This window comes from Pseudomonas sp. NY11955, from assembly GCF_048068035.1.
Lineage (GTDB): Bacteria > Pseudomonadota > Gammaproteobacteria > Pseudomonadales > Pseudomonadaceae > Aquipseudomonas.
The window spans coordinates 83,425-96,381 of record NZ_JBLUPS010000005.1 but is presented as its reverse complement, the minus strand read 5'-3'; the positions used below and the strand labels follow the sequence as shown (position 1 = coordinate 96,381).

General features: G+C 63.7%; 11 protein-coding genes. 4 read left to right on the top strand and 7 right to left on the bottom strand.

The features are described 5' to 3' along the window. Window positions 1–62 precede the first annotated feature (62 nt). On the bottom strand, window positions 63–965 hold the full coding sequence (locus ACNFBR_RS11320) for a DMT family transporter (RefSeq protein WP_416735005.1): 903 nt from the start codon (window positions 963–965) through the stop codon (window positions 63–65). A gap of 185 nt (window positions 966–1,150) precedes the next feature. On the opposite strand from ACNFBR_RS11320, the gene ACNFBR_RS11315 reads away from it, so the two are divergent. Continuing rightward, window positions 1,151–2,026, top strand: a complete 876-nt coding sequence (locus ACNFBR_RS11315) for a helix-turn-helix domain-containing protein (RefSeq protein ID WP_416735004.1) — start codon at window positions 1,151–1,153, stop codon at window positions 2,024–2,026. 53 nt (window positions 2,027–2,079) lie between these two features. On the opposite strand, the gene ACNFBR_RS11310 is transcribed toward ACNFBR_RS11315, so the two are convergent. The 6 genes from ACNFBR_RS11310 to ACNFBR_RS11285 form a co-directional block, all read right to left on the bottom strand. After that, window positions 2,080–4,470: a TonB-dependent siderophore receptor gene (locus tag ACNFBR_RS11310; protein WP_416735003.1), complete on the bottom strand. Its 2,391-nt coding sequence runs from the start codon at window positions 4,468–4,470 to the stop codon at window positions 2,080–2,082. A gap of 208 nt (window positions 4,471–4,678) precedes the next feature. Beyond that, window positions 4,679–5,659, bottom strand: a complete 981-nt coding sequence (locus ACNFBR_RS11305) for a FecR family protein (RefSeq protein ID WP_416735002.1) — start codon at window positions 5,657–5,659, stop codon at window positions 4,679–4,681. Continuing rightward, a complete protein-coding gene (locus ACNFBR_RS11300) occupies window positions 5,656–6,231 on the bottom strand; it encodes an RNA polymerase sigma factor (protein WP_416735001.1) in 576 nt (191 codons plus the stop codon). Before ACNFBR_RS11300 ends, ACNFBR_RS11305 begins: the two co-directional genes overlap by 4 nt. 4 nt (window positions 6,232–6,235) lie before the next feature. Further along, window positions 6,236–6,562: a DUF3325 domain-containing protein gene (locus ACNFBR_RS11295; protein WP_416735000.1), complete on the bottom strand. Its 327-nt coding sequence runs from the start codon at window positions 6,560–6,562 to the stop codon at window positions 6,236–6,238. Continuing rightward, entirely contained in the window at window positions 6,562–8,139 is a 1,578-nt protein-coding gene (locus tag ACNFBR_RS11290; RefSeq protein WP_416734999.1) for a PepSY-associated TM helix domain-containing protein, read from the bottom strand. The genes ACNFBR_RS11295 and ACNFBR_RS11290 overlap by 1 nt, the downstream gene beginning before the upstream one ends. Next, on the bottom strand, window positions 8,136–8,441 hold the full coding sequence (locus ACNFBR_RS11285; protein ID WP_416734998.1) for a DUF3649 domain-containing protein: 306 nt from the start codon (window positions 8,439–8,441) through the stop codon (window positions 8,136–8,138). Before ACNFBR_RS11285 ends, ACNFBR_RS11290 begins: the two co-directional genes overlap by 4 nt. A gap of 157 nt (window positions 8,442–8,598) precedes the next feature. Here ACNFBR_RS11285 and ACNFBR_RS11280 point away from each other — a divergent pair, with 157 nt between their 5' ends. The 3 genes from ACNFBR_RS11280 to fecA all read left to right on the top strand — a co-directional run bounded on the left by ACNFBR_RS11280 (window position 8,599) and on the right by fecA (window position 12,716). Next, window positions 8,599–9,093 (top strand): sigma-70 family RNA polymerase sigma factor, encoded by a 495-nt coding sequence (locus ACNFBR_RS11280; RefSeq protein WP_416734997.1) that lies wholly within the window; start codon window positions 8,599–8,601, stop codon window positions 9,091–9,093. Continuing rightward, window positions 9,090–10,010 (top strand): FecR domain-containing protein, encoded by a 921-nt coding sequence (locus ACNFBR_RS11275; protein ID WP_416734996.1) that lies wholly within the window; start codon window positions 9,090–9,092, stop codon window positions 10,008–10,010. Before ACNFBR_RS11280 ends, ACNFBR_RS11275 begins: the two co-directional genes overlap by 4 nt. Before the next feature lie 381 nt (window positions 10,011–10,391). Continuing rightward, window positions 10,392–12,716, top strand: coding sequence for a TonB-dependent Fe(3+) dicitrate receptor FecA (gene fecA, locus ACNFBR_RS11270; RefSeq protein ID WP_416734995.1), 2,325 nt, complete (start codon window positions 10,392–10,394; stop codon window positions 12,714–12,716). Window positions 12,717–12,957 lie beyond the last annotated feature (241 nt).

The following is a 12,957-nucleotide window of genomic DNA, read 5'->3' as shown; positions in this document are numbered from 1 at the left end:
GTTGTGGGGTACCTGTGGGAGCGGGCGTGCCCGCGAAGAGGCCGGTGCAGGCAACACATTGTCTATTTGGCCACCACAACGCCCACAGCCACCTTGGCTTTGGGCTTGCGAAACACCAGCACATTCCCCGCCATCACTGCCACCAGCCCTAACAACGCCGGCGCCGTCCACTGATACCCCTCGGCCACCGCCGACACATTCAACGCCACCAACGGGAACAGCACCGTGCAGTAGGCCGCCCGCTCCGGCCCCATGCGACCGACCAAGGTCAAGTAGGCAGTGAAGCCGATCACCGAACCCGGGATCACCAGATACATCAGCGAAGCGATGTAGCGGGTGTTCCACTCCATGGTGAAAGGAATACCGCTGAACAAGCAGTAAACCATCAGCATGGCAGCCCCGTAGAGCATGCCCCAGGCATTGGTGGTCATGGGCTTGAGCCCTGCCTTCTGCTGCATGCTCGACAGCATGTTGCCCGCCGAGAAGCACAGCGTACCGAGCAGCGCCAGGCCAAGGCCGTACAGGGTTTCGCGGCTGGCCGCGTGGTGCGACAGCTCGGGCCAGAACAGCAGCCCCAGGCCGATCAGGCCCAAGGCGCCGCCGCCCAGTACATTGGCGGCGATCTTCTGGCCGAAGAAGATTCGTGCATTGAGGGCGTTCCACAAAGTGGCGGTGGAGAACACCACGGCGATCAGACCACTGGCGATCCATTGGCTGGCAGTGAGGAAGCACATGAAGTTGACGCAGAACAGGCAAAAGCCCTGTGCCAGGCAGATCTGGTGGCCACGGCGGTTCATCGGCTGCAAGCGCCGGGTGAGTATTAGGATGGCGAACAGGATCAGGCCGGCCAGGGCGAAGCGATAGACGATCGAGACCGGGATGGCGACCACGCCCAGCTGGAGCTTCAAGGCGATCCAGGTAGTGCCCCAGATCAGGACGGTGAGCAGGTAGAGTGACAGGTTCATGGCGGTAGTTCCTTGGGCCTTTCAGGATCGGTGCCCGGCGCTTCGCGGGTAAACCCGCTCCCACAGGGATCACCAGTGTTCGCTCGATGGGCCTTTACCGGCTTGCACAAACTTGCGCTTTTCTTGTGCCAGTAGATGTCACGCTGTGCAGGGCGCAGTAGGATGGCTGACAAGAGGAACCACCCATGACGCCACTCACCCAGTTGCAAGTGTTCAACGCCATGCACGCCTCGCCCCACGCCCGGCTGGAGCTGAGCGCGCACCTGGGCGACGGGCTGGCGGCGGCGTTGTGGAGCAACCGTGACGATGCCCGCGACTACCAGGCACCGACTCATCACACCCTGTCGTGTTATATCGCCGACGGCACCGGCACCTTCCGCCGCCAACGCCCGGCCGACAAGGGCGCGCCCGGCAAGCTGTGCGTGATGCCGGCCGGGCAGGAATCGAACTGGGTGGTCAATGGTGCGATCCGCCTGGCGCACCTGTATGTCAGCGAGGCGCAGTTCGCCCTGGGCTGTGTGCGCCTGCTCGACCGTGAGCCACGGGAGCTGCAATTGCAGGAGGCGACCTTTCTCGACGACCCGCAGCAGGCGGCACGCTTTCGTCAACTCATTCAGCTGGACTGGGACGAGCCCGGCGAACGCCTGCTGGCCAGCAGCCTGGCACACGAAATCGTCGACCATGCGCTGCTCAGCCAGGTCGGGCTGCGCCAAGGCCTGCGCCTGAAAGGCGGGCTGGCGCCGAACCTGCGTCGGCAGTTGGTGGACTACATCGAGGCACACCTGGACCAGCCCATCACCCTGGGCGAACTGGCGTTGCGCTGCAACCTGTCCGAATACCACTTCGCGCGCATGTTCCGCGCCAGTTTCGGGCTACCGCCGCATCAGTATTTGCTGGCCCGTCGGCTGCAAAGGGCCTGCGAGTTATTGCGACTAGGGGAAATGCCGCTGGGAGAAATTGCCCTGTTATGCGGGTTTGCCAGTGCCAGCCATTTCAGTAACCGCTTCCGGCAGGCCCTTGGCGCAACACCGGGGGAATATCGTTCGGCCATTCGCGGCTAAAGCCGCTCCCTGTAGGAGCGGCTTTAGCCGCGAAGAGGCCGGCACAGGCTGGCTTAAAATTCAAAGGTACTGGACAAGCTCACCTGCCGCGCATCGCCGATCGCCACGAAATACTGGTTCACCGCCGAGCTGTAATAAACCTTGTCGAACAGGTTCTTCACGTTCAGTTGCAGCCGCACGTTGTGTTCGTCGAGCTTGGTCTCGTACGTGGCAAAAGCATCGGCAACGGTATAGCTGGGCAGGTCGAAGGTGTTGGTCGAGTTACCCGAACGCTCGCCCACATAACGGGCACCGGCCCCCAAGCGCAGGCGGTCACCACCGAACAGGCTGCCAAAGTCATACACCGCCGACAGCGAGCCACTGTGCTTGGCCACGTTCTGCAGGCGGTTGCCCTCAAGATCAGGGTCCTTGGTCACCTTGGCATCGGTAAAGGCATAGCTGCCGATCAGGCTCCAGCGCTCGCTGAGCTGGCCGGTCAGGTCAAGTTCCACACCCCGTGAATTGACCTCACCCGCATTGCTGTAAACCGTCTCGCTGGTGGTGGCGTCGAAGTTCGAAACCAGCACATTGCGTTTGGTGATATCGAACAGCGCCAGGGTACCCGTGATGCGGCCCGGCATATCGAGCTTGGCCCCCAGCTCCCACGACTTGCCCTCCTCAGGTGCCACCGACGAGTCGAGCACGACATTGCCGGTCAACGGTGCGATGGTGGAATTGGGCTTGAACGATTCGCTATAGCTGCCATAGAACGACAGCTGGTCGTCGACCTTGTAGACAATACCGGCGTGGGGTACCCAGGCCTGGCCACTGATGTCGGTATTGACGTGGAACGGGCGGCCGCGACCGGCGTACTGGTCGTACTGCTGGAAGCGCGCACCGGCTACCAGGATCCAGTGATCGTCCAGGTGCAACGCGTCCTGCACGAACACTGCATCGGTGCGCAGCTTGTCGGTTTGATCGCTGTCACTGGCGCGCACCGTACTGCCTTCCACTTCCTGACCGTAAACCGGGTCCACATAGCTGAACGTGGACTTCGCAGTCTGGCGAATCAGATCACCACGGAAAATCTTGCGGTCTTCATGGTCGATGCCGAACAGCAGGTCGTGCTGCATCCCCGCCAACTCGACATTGCCATTGAGGCTCAAGGTAGCGAACTGATCACGGCTCATGGCGTTATGGGTGCCGTCGATACTGCGTGTCAACGTGCCTTTGGCCTCGTTGACGCCCGTCACCCGCACCTGGCTGGCATCGTAGGTTTCACGGTTGAAGCTATAGCCAAAGTGCAGCTTCCAGTCATCGGTGAACTGATGGTCGACCTCCAGCCGATAGAGGTCGGAGCGCCCCTCCATATCGTTGAACGGCTCGTCCAGTCGGCGCGTGGCGGGGATGTCCAGCGGGTGGCCGTTGTTGCCGAACGCGGTGCCACGGTCGAAGGGGGAAAGAAACTCGCGGTGCTCGTAAGCCAGCACCACTTGGGTGTCTTCGCCCAACCAGGCCAGCGACGGCGCCACCAGCGATTCGCGGTGCACGCCGTAGTTGCGCCAGTAGTCTTCGTCTTCGTGGTCGACAATCAAGCGGTAGGCGAAGTGGCTGTCGCCCAGCGCACCCGTGCTGTCGAACCCGCCGCCACTGCCGTTCTTGCCACTGCCGTAGGTCGAGCCGCGCACGGTCAGGGCGTTGTACTGCTGCAGTTGCGGGCGTTTGCTGACCACGTTGATCACCCCACCCGGGTCCTGGATGCCGTACAGCAGCGAGGCTGGGCCCTTGAGCACTTCGACCCGCTCGGTGCTGGTGTTAAGGCTACGGCCCTGCACGATGGGCATGCCATCGCGCATGATCGAACCGTCGCGGTTGTCGCCGAAACCGCGCTTCATCACCGTGTCGGACGTGCCGCCGAAGTTGTTGCCCTGGGTGATGCCGCTGACGTTGGCCAAGGCGTCATCGAGGTTGCGCGGGGCCTGGTCGCGGATGACTTGCGCCGGTACCACGTTGATCGCCTGGGGGATGTCCTGGTTCGGGCCCTGCCCACGCATGATCGAGGCGCTGGCCGGGGGCTGATAGCTGTAGTCATCCAGTTGCGAGGTCACGGTGGTGGCCTGCAGGTTGAGGGCGCCGGAGGTATCCACGGTCTCCAGGGTCAGGGTGCGCCCATCGATACGGCGCCAGGCCAGGCCGCTAGTACCCAGCAGCTGTTGCAGGGCCTGTTCGGCGCTGTACCGGCCGTTTAGCGCAGGCGCCTGCACGCCAGGCAACTCGAGGGTGTAGACCACGCTCTGGCCGGTGGTGCGGCTGAAGGCGTTGAGTGCCTGGGCCAAGGGCTGCGCCGGCTGGGCGAAGGCGTAGGCCTGCTGTTGCTCGGCGGCGCCGGCCAGGGGGGCGACAGCGATGGCAGGCAGCGTAGCAAGGCCTAGCCAGAGGGGGACGCAACGCGGGGAGAACTTCATGGACGCTGACCTGTGAGAGGGATATGACTGCGAATGAATCGCACTTCCACTCATTACACGGATGCCACGTCCTGTTACCTCACCCGCTTTTTGAAAATATTTTGCCTGTGCCGGCCTCTTCGCAGCACAAGGCTGCTCCTACAGATCGAAAGCTGGCGCAGGGCCCTGTAGGAGCAGCCTTGTGTTGCGAAGAGGCCGGTACAGGCAACTACCGAATCAACGTCAACCGCCCCAACACCGTCTGCCGCGAAAAGCCCATCACCTTGCCCAGCGAATCCAGCGCCAGCAACGGTTCGGCCACCGGGAAACTGCCACTGACCTTGCGCTGCGCCAGTTCGCCATCCAGCAACAGGATGCGCCCCGGGTAATAGCGCCCAAGGTCTTCGACCACCTGCGCCAGCGGCACCTGGTAATAGTTCAGCCAACCCTGGCGCCAGGCCAGGCGGTTGTCACTGTCCACAACCTGGGTGTCGCCTACCCTGCCTGCGCTGTAGCTCACCTGCTGGTTGGCAGTCAGTTCACGCGCCAAAGTGCCCTGCGCAGGGCTAACCCCCACACGCCCACTGCGCACCGTCACCTGGGCGCCCTCGCCTTGCTCACGCACCTCGAACTGGGTGCCGAGCACGCGCACCTCGCCACCGGCAGCTTCGACCAGGAACGGCTCGCCGGTATGGGTCACCTGGAAAAACGCCGCGCCATGCAGCAACCGCACACGGCGCTCACCTTGAGCGAAATCGACCGCAATGGCACTGCCTGCATCCAGCGTGACCTGCGACTGGTCGGCCAACGTCACCTGGCGCACCTGCCCGGCACTGCTGTAGTCCGCCTGCAAGTCCTGCAACCAGTACCCCGGGTGCCAACCACCGGCAATACCCACGGCCAGCACCAGGCAGGCCGCCATCGCCAAGGCGGCCACCCGCCGCCACGGGCCACGGGGCACTGGCCTGGCCATGGCATCGAGGTAGCGTTGCAGGGCTTGCTGGTCTTCGTCGGCCAGCCGCTGCGCCGGTACGGCGCTTTTCTGCCACAGCACCTGGGCCTGTTGGTAGGCGGTACGGTGCGCGGGGTCAGCCAGCAACCAGCGCTTGAATGCCGCCCCTTCGGCGTGTGCGGGCTGCTCGTTGATGCGGCTGAGCCATTGCAATGCCGCTTGGGATTGCGCCTCGGTGATGGGGGGCATGCTGCTCATCGACGGGCGCTCCCTGGCCGGCGTGGAGTGGGCGCGGGCTCGGCGATACTCGCCTTGCACGCTTCGAGGGCGCGCATCATATGCTTTTCCACGGCACTCTGGGACAGTTGCATAGCGTTGGCGATCTCGCCGTACTTGCAACCGTGGATGCGGTTGAGCAGAAAGATCTGGCGGGTGCGCTCGGGCAAGGCGCGCAAGGCGGCTTCGATTCGCTGCAGGTCGTGGTCGATCTCCAAGGCCTGTTCGGGTGCCTGGGCCATGGCCAACCCGTCCACGGGCACAGCAGCTTCAGCCACGCGTTCGCGGCTGCCTTCACTGCGCAGGTGATCGATGGCCAGGTTACCGGCGCAACGCAACAGGTAGGTGTCCAGCGCTTCGACCTTGACGTCGGGGCGGCGCCAGAAGCGCAGGAACAGCTCTTGAACCAGGTCCGAAGCGGTGGCGCGGCAACCGACCCGCCGGCTGACCAGCGCTTCCATGCGCGCGCGCTGGGCCTGGAACACCTGGACGAAACGTGCACGCGCGCCTGCGCTGTCGGCGTCGGGCTCGATGATATCCCCCTGCTCGCTCACGGCTTCACACGGCAAACACGGCCAGCAACGGGCCCAGTACCACGCTGGCGGCGGCCAGGCCCAGCAACAGGCGCGGCTGGTAGGGCAAGCCGAAGACCCACAAGGTCACCCCGGCCATCATCACCGCCGTCCACTCCACCAGGCCATGGGCCCAACCCCGCAGGTGCACGCTGAGGACCAGCGACAGCATCAGCAGCAGCCAACCCGCAACACGCAACAGGCGCAACTGCCCTGGACGCGGCTTGCGCCCGAGCAGGTCACTGAAGTGTTTTTCCATGGCCAGGCACAGGGCGACGAAGCCTGCGAATGCGATCAGTGCGTTACCCAGCATCAGCTCGCCTCCGCCGTTTCAGTGCTCGGCTTTTTTGCCGCACGCGCGGCGCGCTTGGCCACCGGCTTGGGGCTGCGCAACATCTTGCTGGCCAGCCAGGCCAGGAACAGGCCAGTGCCCAGGGCCGTCAGGTCGAAGCCGGCCATGGCCCAGTCACCCTCCAGCAGCGAATGGTTCAAGCCCCGGTCGGTGGTCAGGCCATTGAGCAGCGGCAACAGGGTAAAGGCCAGCGCGCCCAGCGCCAGTTGCTCGCCCCAGGCCCTGCGCCCGCTGCGCAGCACGGCGTGCAGCAGCGACAGGCCCCAGGCGATGAAGAATGCATTGACCTCCCAGTCAGCCCGGCCTTCGACGCCCACAGGTATCAGCCGGTTGGCCAAGAAGAAACCCGCCACCGCCAATAGCAGGCCGCTCATGCTGGCGATGTTGAGCACTTCGACCAGGCGCAGCTCGCCCGGCATGCGCTCACTTTTGGCGTGCTTGAGCTGGCGCTTGCCCAGCCACATCACCAGCCCGGTGCCGATCACCGCGGTACCGGCCACGCCAAAGAAGAAGTACAGCCAGCGCAACCAGGGCCCGGCAAAGTTACCCATGTGCAGCCCGGCGAAACTGAACGCGGTCATCATCGCCCCGCTCTCTGGCTTGCCCTGGCTCAGCAGCGCACCACTGGCGCCATCGAAGGTCCAGTTGGCGCTACGCCGGTAAGCCACGTGGTCGGCCGCCGATTGCGTGAAGGTGACGCGGGCATTGCTGTCGCCCGGGTTCTGCACCTGGATGTTGCCGATGCGCGCCCCCGGCTGCAGGGCCTGCATCTTGGCGTACAGGCTCGGCAGCGCCACCAGCGGCGTGGCCACCTGGGCGGCCTTGGGGGCATCGTTGCGGCCGAACAGGTCATTGAAATATTTGTCGGTGTCATTGCCATAGCTGGCCATGATGCCGGCCGGCATCACCATGTACATGAACAGCACCAGGCTGCTGTAGCTGATCATCAGGTGGAACGGCAGCACCAGCACGCCAATGGCGTTGTGCCCATCCAGCCAGGAGCGTTGGCCTTTGCCGGGGCGGAAGGTGAAGAACTCCTTGAAGATCTTCTTGTGGGTGATGATGCCGGTGACCAGGCCCAGCAGCATGATGAATGCGCAGAATGTCGATAGCCAACGGCCAAACGGGTGCGGCATCTGCAGCTGGAAATGGAAGCGGTAGAAGAACTCGCCACCGCGGCTGTCGCGTGCCTCCACCGGCTGGCCGGTCTGGGTATCGAGGGTTTTGCTGACAAAGCCACGCGGCCCCCCATCGGGGTCGCGATAGCCCACGCTCAGGGCTGCTTCACGTTCGTTGGGCATGCGGATGAACCAGGTGCCCGAATGCCCGGCATTGTCCTGCAGGTAACGTTGCGCGACACCCAGGCTGTTGACTGGGTCCAGGTGATGGCTGCGCACTTCGGGCTGCGACCAGTGCGTGATTTCTTCCTTGAAATACGACAGCGTGCCGGTGAGGAAGATAGCGAACAACAGCCAGCCAAAGATCAGGCCGGTCCAGGTGTGCAGCCAGGCCATGGCCTGGCGGAAACCTTCTTTCATGGGTTTTGCATCCAGTAGGCAATGCCGCTGATCATGCCCAGCAGCAGGCTTGGCGCAAGTACGCCCAACCACGCGCGCCAAGCGCTGCGGCAAGCGAAACACCAGATGAACCCCAGCAGGTAGAAGACGAACGACAGCAGCAGGCCGGTGAGCGTGGCATCCACCTTGGGCAATGGCGCCAGCAAGGCAATGCAGACGCTCGCCAGGGACGCCAGCAGGTAGCCGCCCAGCAGCGCGGCCAGGCTGCGAGAGGTCACGGCCAGGCGATAGCTGAGCGGGAGGCCGGCGGTTTTGCGCGTCATGGCGAAGGTCCGGGCGTTTTCGGGGCTGCAATAATAATGATTTCAATTCTCATAAGCAAAGCCCGGAGACGAGCGACGATTGCCGAGAAACACGTCCGCCCATATAATGCGAACAATTCTTACTACCAGTTGCGCGCTCTAGCGCCGGAGTATCACGGTGCCCAGCGCGCTCGCTTCCACGGTCGAAGGCCTTTATCACGCCCATCACAACTGGCTCACCAGCTGGTTGCGCCGCCGCCTGGGCTGCCCGCAGAGTGCCGCCGACCTGGCCCAGGACACCTACCTGCGCCTGCTCCAGGCGCGGGAAGCGCCGCAACTGATCGAACCTCGCGCCTTTCTCGCCACCGTGGCCAAGCGTGTGTTGTGCAACCACTTCCGCCGCCAGGAGCTGGAGCACGCCTACTTGCTGGCCCTGGCCCAAGTGCCGGAAGCGGTGGCGCCTAGTGAGGAGCAAAAGGCAATCATCTTCGAGACCCTGCTGGAGCTGGACCGCTTGCTGGACGGCCTACCCCCATTGGTCAAACGCGCCTTCCTGTTGGCTCAGGTCGATGGCCTGGGCCAAAGCGAAATTGCCCGCGAACTGGGCATTTCGCTGGCCACGGTAAAACGCTACCTGAGCAAGGCAGCCATGCGCTGCTACTTCGCCCTGTGAACGCCTCGTTTTCCCCGCAGGTTGCGGAGCAGGCCGTGCACTGGCTGATCGAGTCGCAGGGCGATGACTTCGGCCAGGTACAACAACTGGCGCTTGAGCATTGGCTCAAGGCCGACCAGGAACACCAGCGAGCCTGGGCCCATATCCAGCAGGTCAACCAGCGCTTGCGCGGTGTGTCGTCGCCCGTGGTGCATGCAACGCTGCAAGCCCCGCCTTCGCCGGCCCGGCGCCGGGCACTCAAGGCGTTGCTGCTGGTCGGTGTGGCGAGTGCCACCGGGCTTGGCCTGCAACAGCACAATCCGCTGCCTGGTTTGATGGCCGACTACCGTAGCCCACTCGGCCAGCGTCGGCGCATGCAGCTGGGTGATGGCAGCGTGCTGCAGCTCAATACCCGCAGTGCTGCTGACGCGCGCTTCGACGGCCAGCAGCGGCAGGTGCGTCTGTTCGAAGGTGAACTGGCGTTGCAAGTGGCCAGCGATGCACGGCCACTGCTGTTGCGCACCGCTGAAGGGGCGCTGCGCCTGGACAGCGGGCGCTTCAACGTGCGCCAGTTCGACGGTTACAGCCTGGTATCGGTGTTCGAGGGCGCTGCCAGCGCGGCTGGGCAGCCACTGCAGGCCGGGCAACAGGCTCGCTTCACCGGCACCTGGCGAGCGGTGACGGCGCTCGACCCGAATGTCGGAGCCTGGGTCGACGGGATGCTGGTCGCGTCGCAGATGCGCCTGGCGGATTTTCTCGCCGAACTGGGTCGCTATCGCCATGGGCAGTTGGGGTGTAGCGAGCGTGTCGCCGACCTGCGTATTTCCGGGTCGTATCCGTTGGATGACAGTGAGCGCATCCTGCAGATGCTGGAGGTGGCGCTGCCGGTGCGGGTGCGACGGTTCACCCGGTACTGGGTGACGGTTGATGTTGGGTGATGGCTACCGGGTGATCGCCTTGGTTTTTGTGGTGGGGCGTAAAACGAGCGCCGCCCGCGCGGCGCATCGCGAGCGAAGCTCGCTCCTACATTTGTTTCGGGCCAATTTTTCCTGTGGGATTTGCGCGCGAACGCCTTGGCGCTTGGCTCGATATCGCGTCGTACAAACAAGGCGGTCGCGCGCGCCTATCAAAGGCAATACTGGCCCGAAACAAATGTAGGAGCGAGCTTCGCTCGCGATGCGCCGCGCGGGCGGCGCTCGGTCTCACAGGCAACAAAACGGTCATGCCGAACACCCGCGCAAAAAAAATCAAATCCACTGAGCCATTTTCCCAACCTCGCGTGACAGACATGGCAGAACCCTTCTTTCAGGACCCAACCCATGCCGTTGCGCCACAGCCCGTTCGTCCACGCCCTGCTGCTCACCACTACCCTCGGCCTGGCCACACCTGCCGCCCATGCCGAAGCCCGCAGCTACCATATCGCCGCCGGCTCGCTCGAAGACGCCCTCAACCAGTTCGGCCGGGAAAGCGGTGCGCTGATCTCGTTCGGCTCGCAACTGACCCAAGGCATCAGCACTCAAGGCCTGGATGGCCAGTTCGATGTGCGCCAGGGCCTGGACACCCTGCTGCGCGGCAGTGGCCTGCAAGTACGGCAAGAAACCGACAACGCCTTCAGCCTGCAGCCAATCGATACTCCCGTTGCAGGTGCCCCGGTCGAGCTCGGCGCCTCCACCGTGGTCGGCGACTGGCTGGCCGAGGCGCAGCAGGACAATGTGTTCGAGCACCCCGGTGCCCGCGACGTGGTGCGCCGTGAAGAATTCGAACGCAATGGCGCCACCACCGCTCGCGAAGTGCTCAACCGCATCCCCGGGGTCAACGCCCCCGACAACAACGGCACCGGTAGCCACGACCTGGCGCTGAACTTCGGTATCCGTGGCCTCAACCCGCGCCTGGCATCGCGCTCCACCGTGCTGATGGACGGCATCCCGGTGCCCTTCGCCCCGTACGGTCAGCCGCAGCTGTCGCTGGCGCCGCTGAGCATGGGCAACATGGACGCGGTGGATGTGGTGCGCGGTGGTGGCGCGGTGCGCTACGGCCCGCAGAACGTCGGTGGCATCGTCAACTTCGTCACCCGGGCGATCCCCGAGCAGGCCACCTTCAAGGCCGCCATGCAGAACCAGATCAGCCCGTCCTCCAGCCACGACGGTTTCAAGAACAGCGCCAACCTGCTGGTCGGCGGCACCAACGACAACGGCTTGGGCGGCGCCCTGCTGTACTCCGGCACCCGCGGGGGTGACTGGCGCGAACACAGCGACACGCAGATCGACGACCTGATCCTCAAGGGCAAGCTGCAACTGGACGAAGCCAACAGCCTGCATGCCATGGCCCAGTATTACGAGGGCGAGGCCCAGATGCCTGGTGGCCTGAGCACGGCCGACTTCGACGCCGACCCGTACCAGTCGACGCGCCTGAAGGACAAGTTCTGGGGCCGCCGCACCCTGTTCAACTTCGGCTACGACTACAAACAGGACGACCGTCAGTTCAGCGTCAACAGCTTCTTCACCAAGACCCTGCGCAGCGGCTACCTGGACCAGGGCAGCTTCGTTTCACTGTCGCCGCGCGAGTACTGGGTACGCGGCATCGAAACCCGCTTCTCGCAGGGCCTGGCCCTGGGCGACAGCTGGCACGAACTGGGCATCGGCTATCGCTATGTCAACGAAGCGGGTCACGAACTGCGCTTCCGCGAGCCGGTCAATGGCAGCCTGCCGACCACCGCCAGCCGCAACGACCGCGACACCCGTGGCAGCACCGAAGCCCACGCCATCTACCTGGATGACCGCATCGACATCGGCCGCTGGACCATCACCCCCGGCGTGCGCTACGAGATGATCGATTCCGAGCAGAGCAACAAGCTCAACGGCCAGCGTTACCAGGGCAGCTACAACACTGCGCTGCCAGCGCTGAACGTGATGTACCACCTGACCGACAGCTGGAACCTGTACGCCAATACCGAAGGTTCGTTCGGCAGCGTGCAGTACAGCCAGATGCCCAACCGGGTCAGCAGCGGCGAAGTGAAACCGGAGAAGGCGCGCACCTGGGAAGTGGGGACCCGTTACGACAATGGTGACCTGCAGGCCGAGATTGGCGCGTTCCTGATCAACTTCGACAACCAGTACGAAAGCAACCAGACCAACGACTCGGTGATCGCCCGTGGCGAAACCCGCCACCAGGGCATCGAGACCAGTGTGCGGTATGCGCTCGACGGCCTGAGCCCGGCCCTGGCGGGCTTCGATGTGCATGCCAGCTATGCGTTCGTCGACGCCACCATCCGCGAGGACGGGCCGAACAAGGGTAACCAGGTACCGTTCTCGTCGCGACACAAGGGCAACCTGGGCGTGGGTTATACCCAAGGGCCATGGCAGCTGAACCTGGACGGCAGCTTCCAGAGCAGCCAGTACGCCGACAACGCCAACACCGGCACGGAAAGCGCCGACGGCAGCAACGGGCGCATTCCGGGCTACATGCTGGTCAGCACCCGCGCCGGCTACGACTTTGGCCCGCAGTTGTCGAACCTGAAGGTGGCGGTTGGGGTGAAGAACCTGTTCAACCGCGAGTACTACACGCGCTCTTACGATGACAACAACAAAGGCAAGTACGTAGGTGAGCCGCGTACGTTGTATGTGCAAACGTCGGTAGCGTTCTGATACTGCCATAGGGCTGTCATGCGGCCCTAGCTTCTGTAGGAGCAGCCTTGTGCTGCGAAGAGGCCGGCAGAGCCAATGAATTTGTTTCGGCCATACTGGCCTCTTCGCAGCACAAGGCTGCTCCTACAGAATTCCTCCAGCCTGTATTTGCAACAAGAAATTTATTTTCAAAAAGGGCTTGAATTCGTTTCGCGGTTGCCTGACCTTAGAGTCAAGAGGCGCAGAAATTCCAAGGGTCTCA

Bases quoted from the DNA above. Each gene is read 5' to 3' on its own strand.
- ACNFBR_RS11285 (WP_416734998.1), bottom strand. From the start codon at position 8,441: ATGACGCGCAAAACCGCCGGCCTCCCGCTCAGCTATCGCCTGGCCGTG.
- ACNFBR_RS11305 (WP_416735002.1), bottom strand. From the start codon at position 5,659: ATGAGCAGCATGCCCCCCATCACCGAGGCGCAATCCCAAGCGGCATTG.
- fecA (WP_416734995.1), top strand. From the start codon at position 10,392: ATGCCGTTGCGCCACAGCCCGTTCGTCCACGCCCTGCTGCTCACCACT.
- ACNFBR_RS11295 (WP_416735000.1), bottom strand. From the start codon at position 6,562: ATGCTGGGTAACGCACTGATCGCATTCGCAGGCTTCGTCGCCCTGTGC.
- ACNFBR_RS11310 (WP_416735003.1), bottom strand. From the start codon at position 4,470: ATGAAGTTCTCCCCGCGTTGCGTCCCCCTCTGGCTAGGCCTTGCTACG.
- ACNFBR_RS11290 (WP_416734999.1), bottom strand. From the start codon at position 8,139: ATGAAAGAAGGTTTCCGCCAGGCCATGGCCTGGCTGCACACCTGGACC.
- ACNFBR_RS11315 (WP_416735004.1), top strand. From the start codon at position 1,151: ATGACGCCACTCACCCAGTTGCAAGTGTTCAACGCCATGCACGCCTCG.
- ACNFBR_RS11320 (WP_416735005.1), bottom strand. From the start codon at position 965: ATGAACCTGTCACTCTACCTGCTCACCGTCCTGATCTGGGGCACTACC.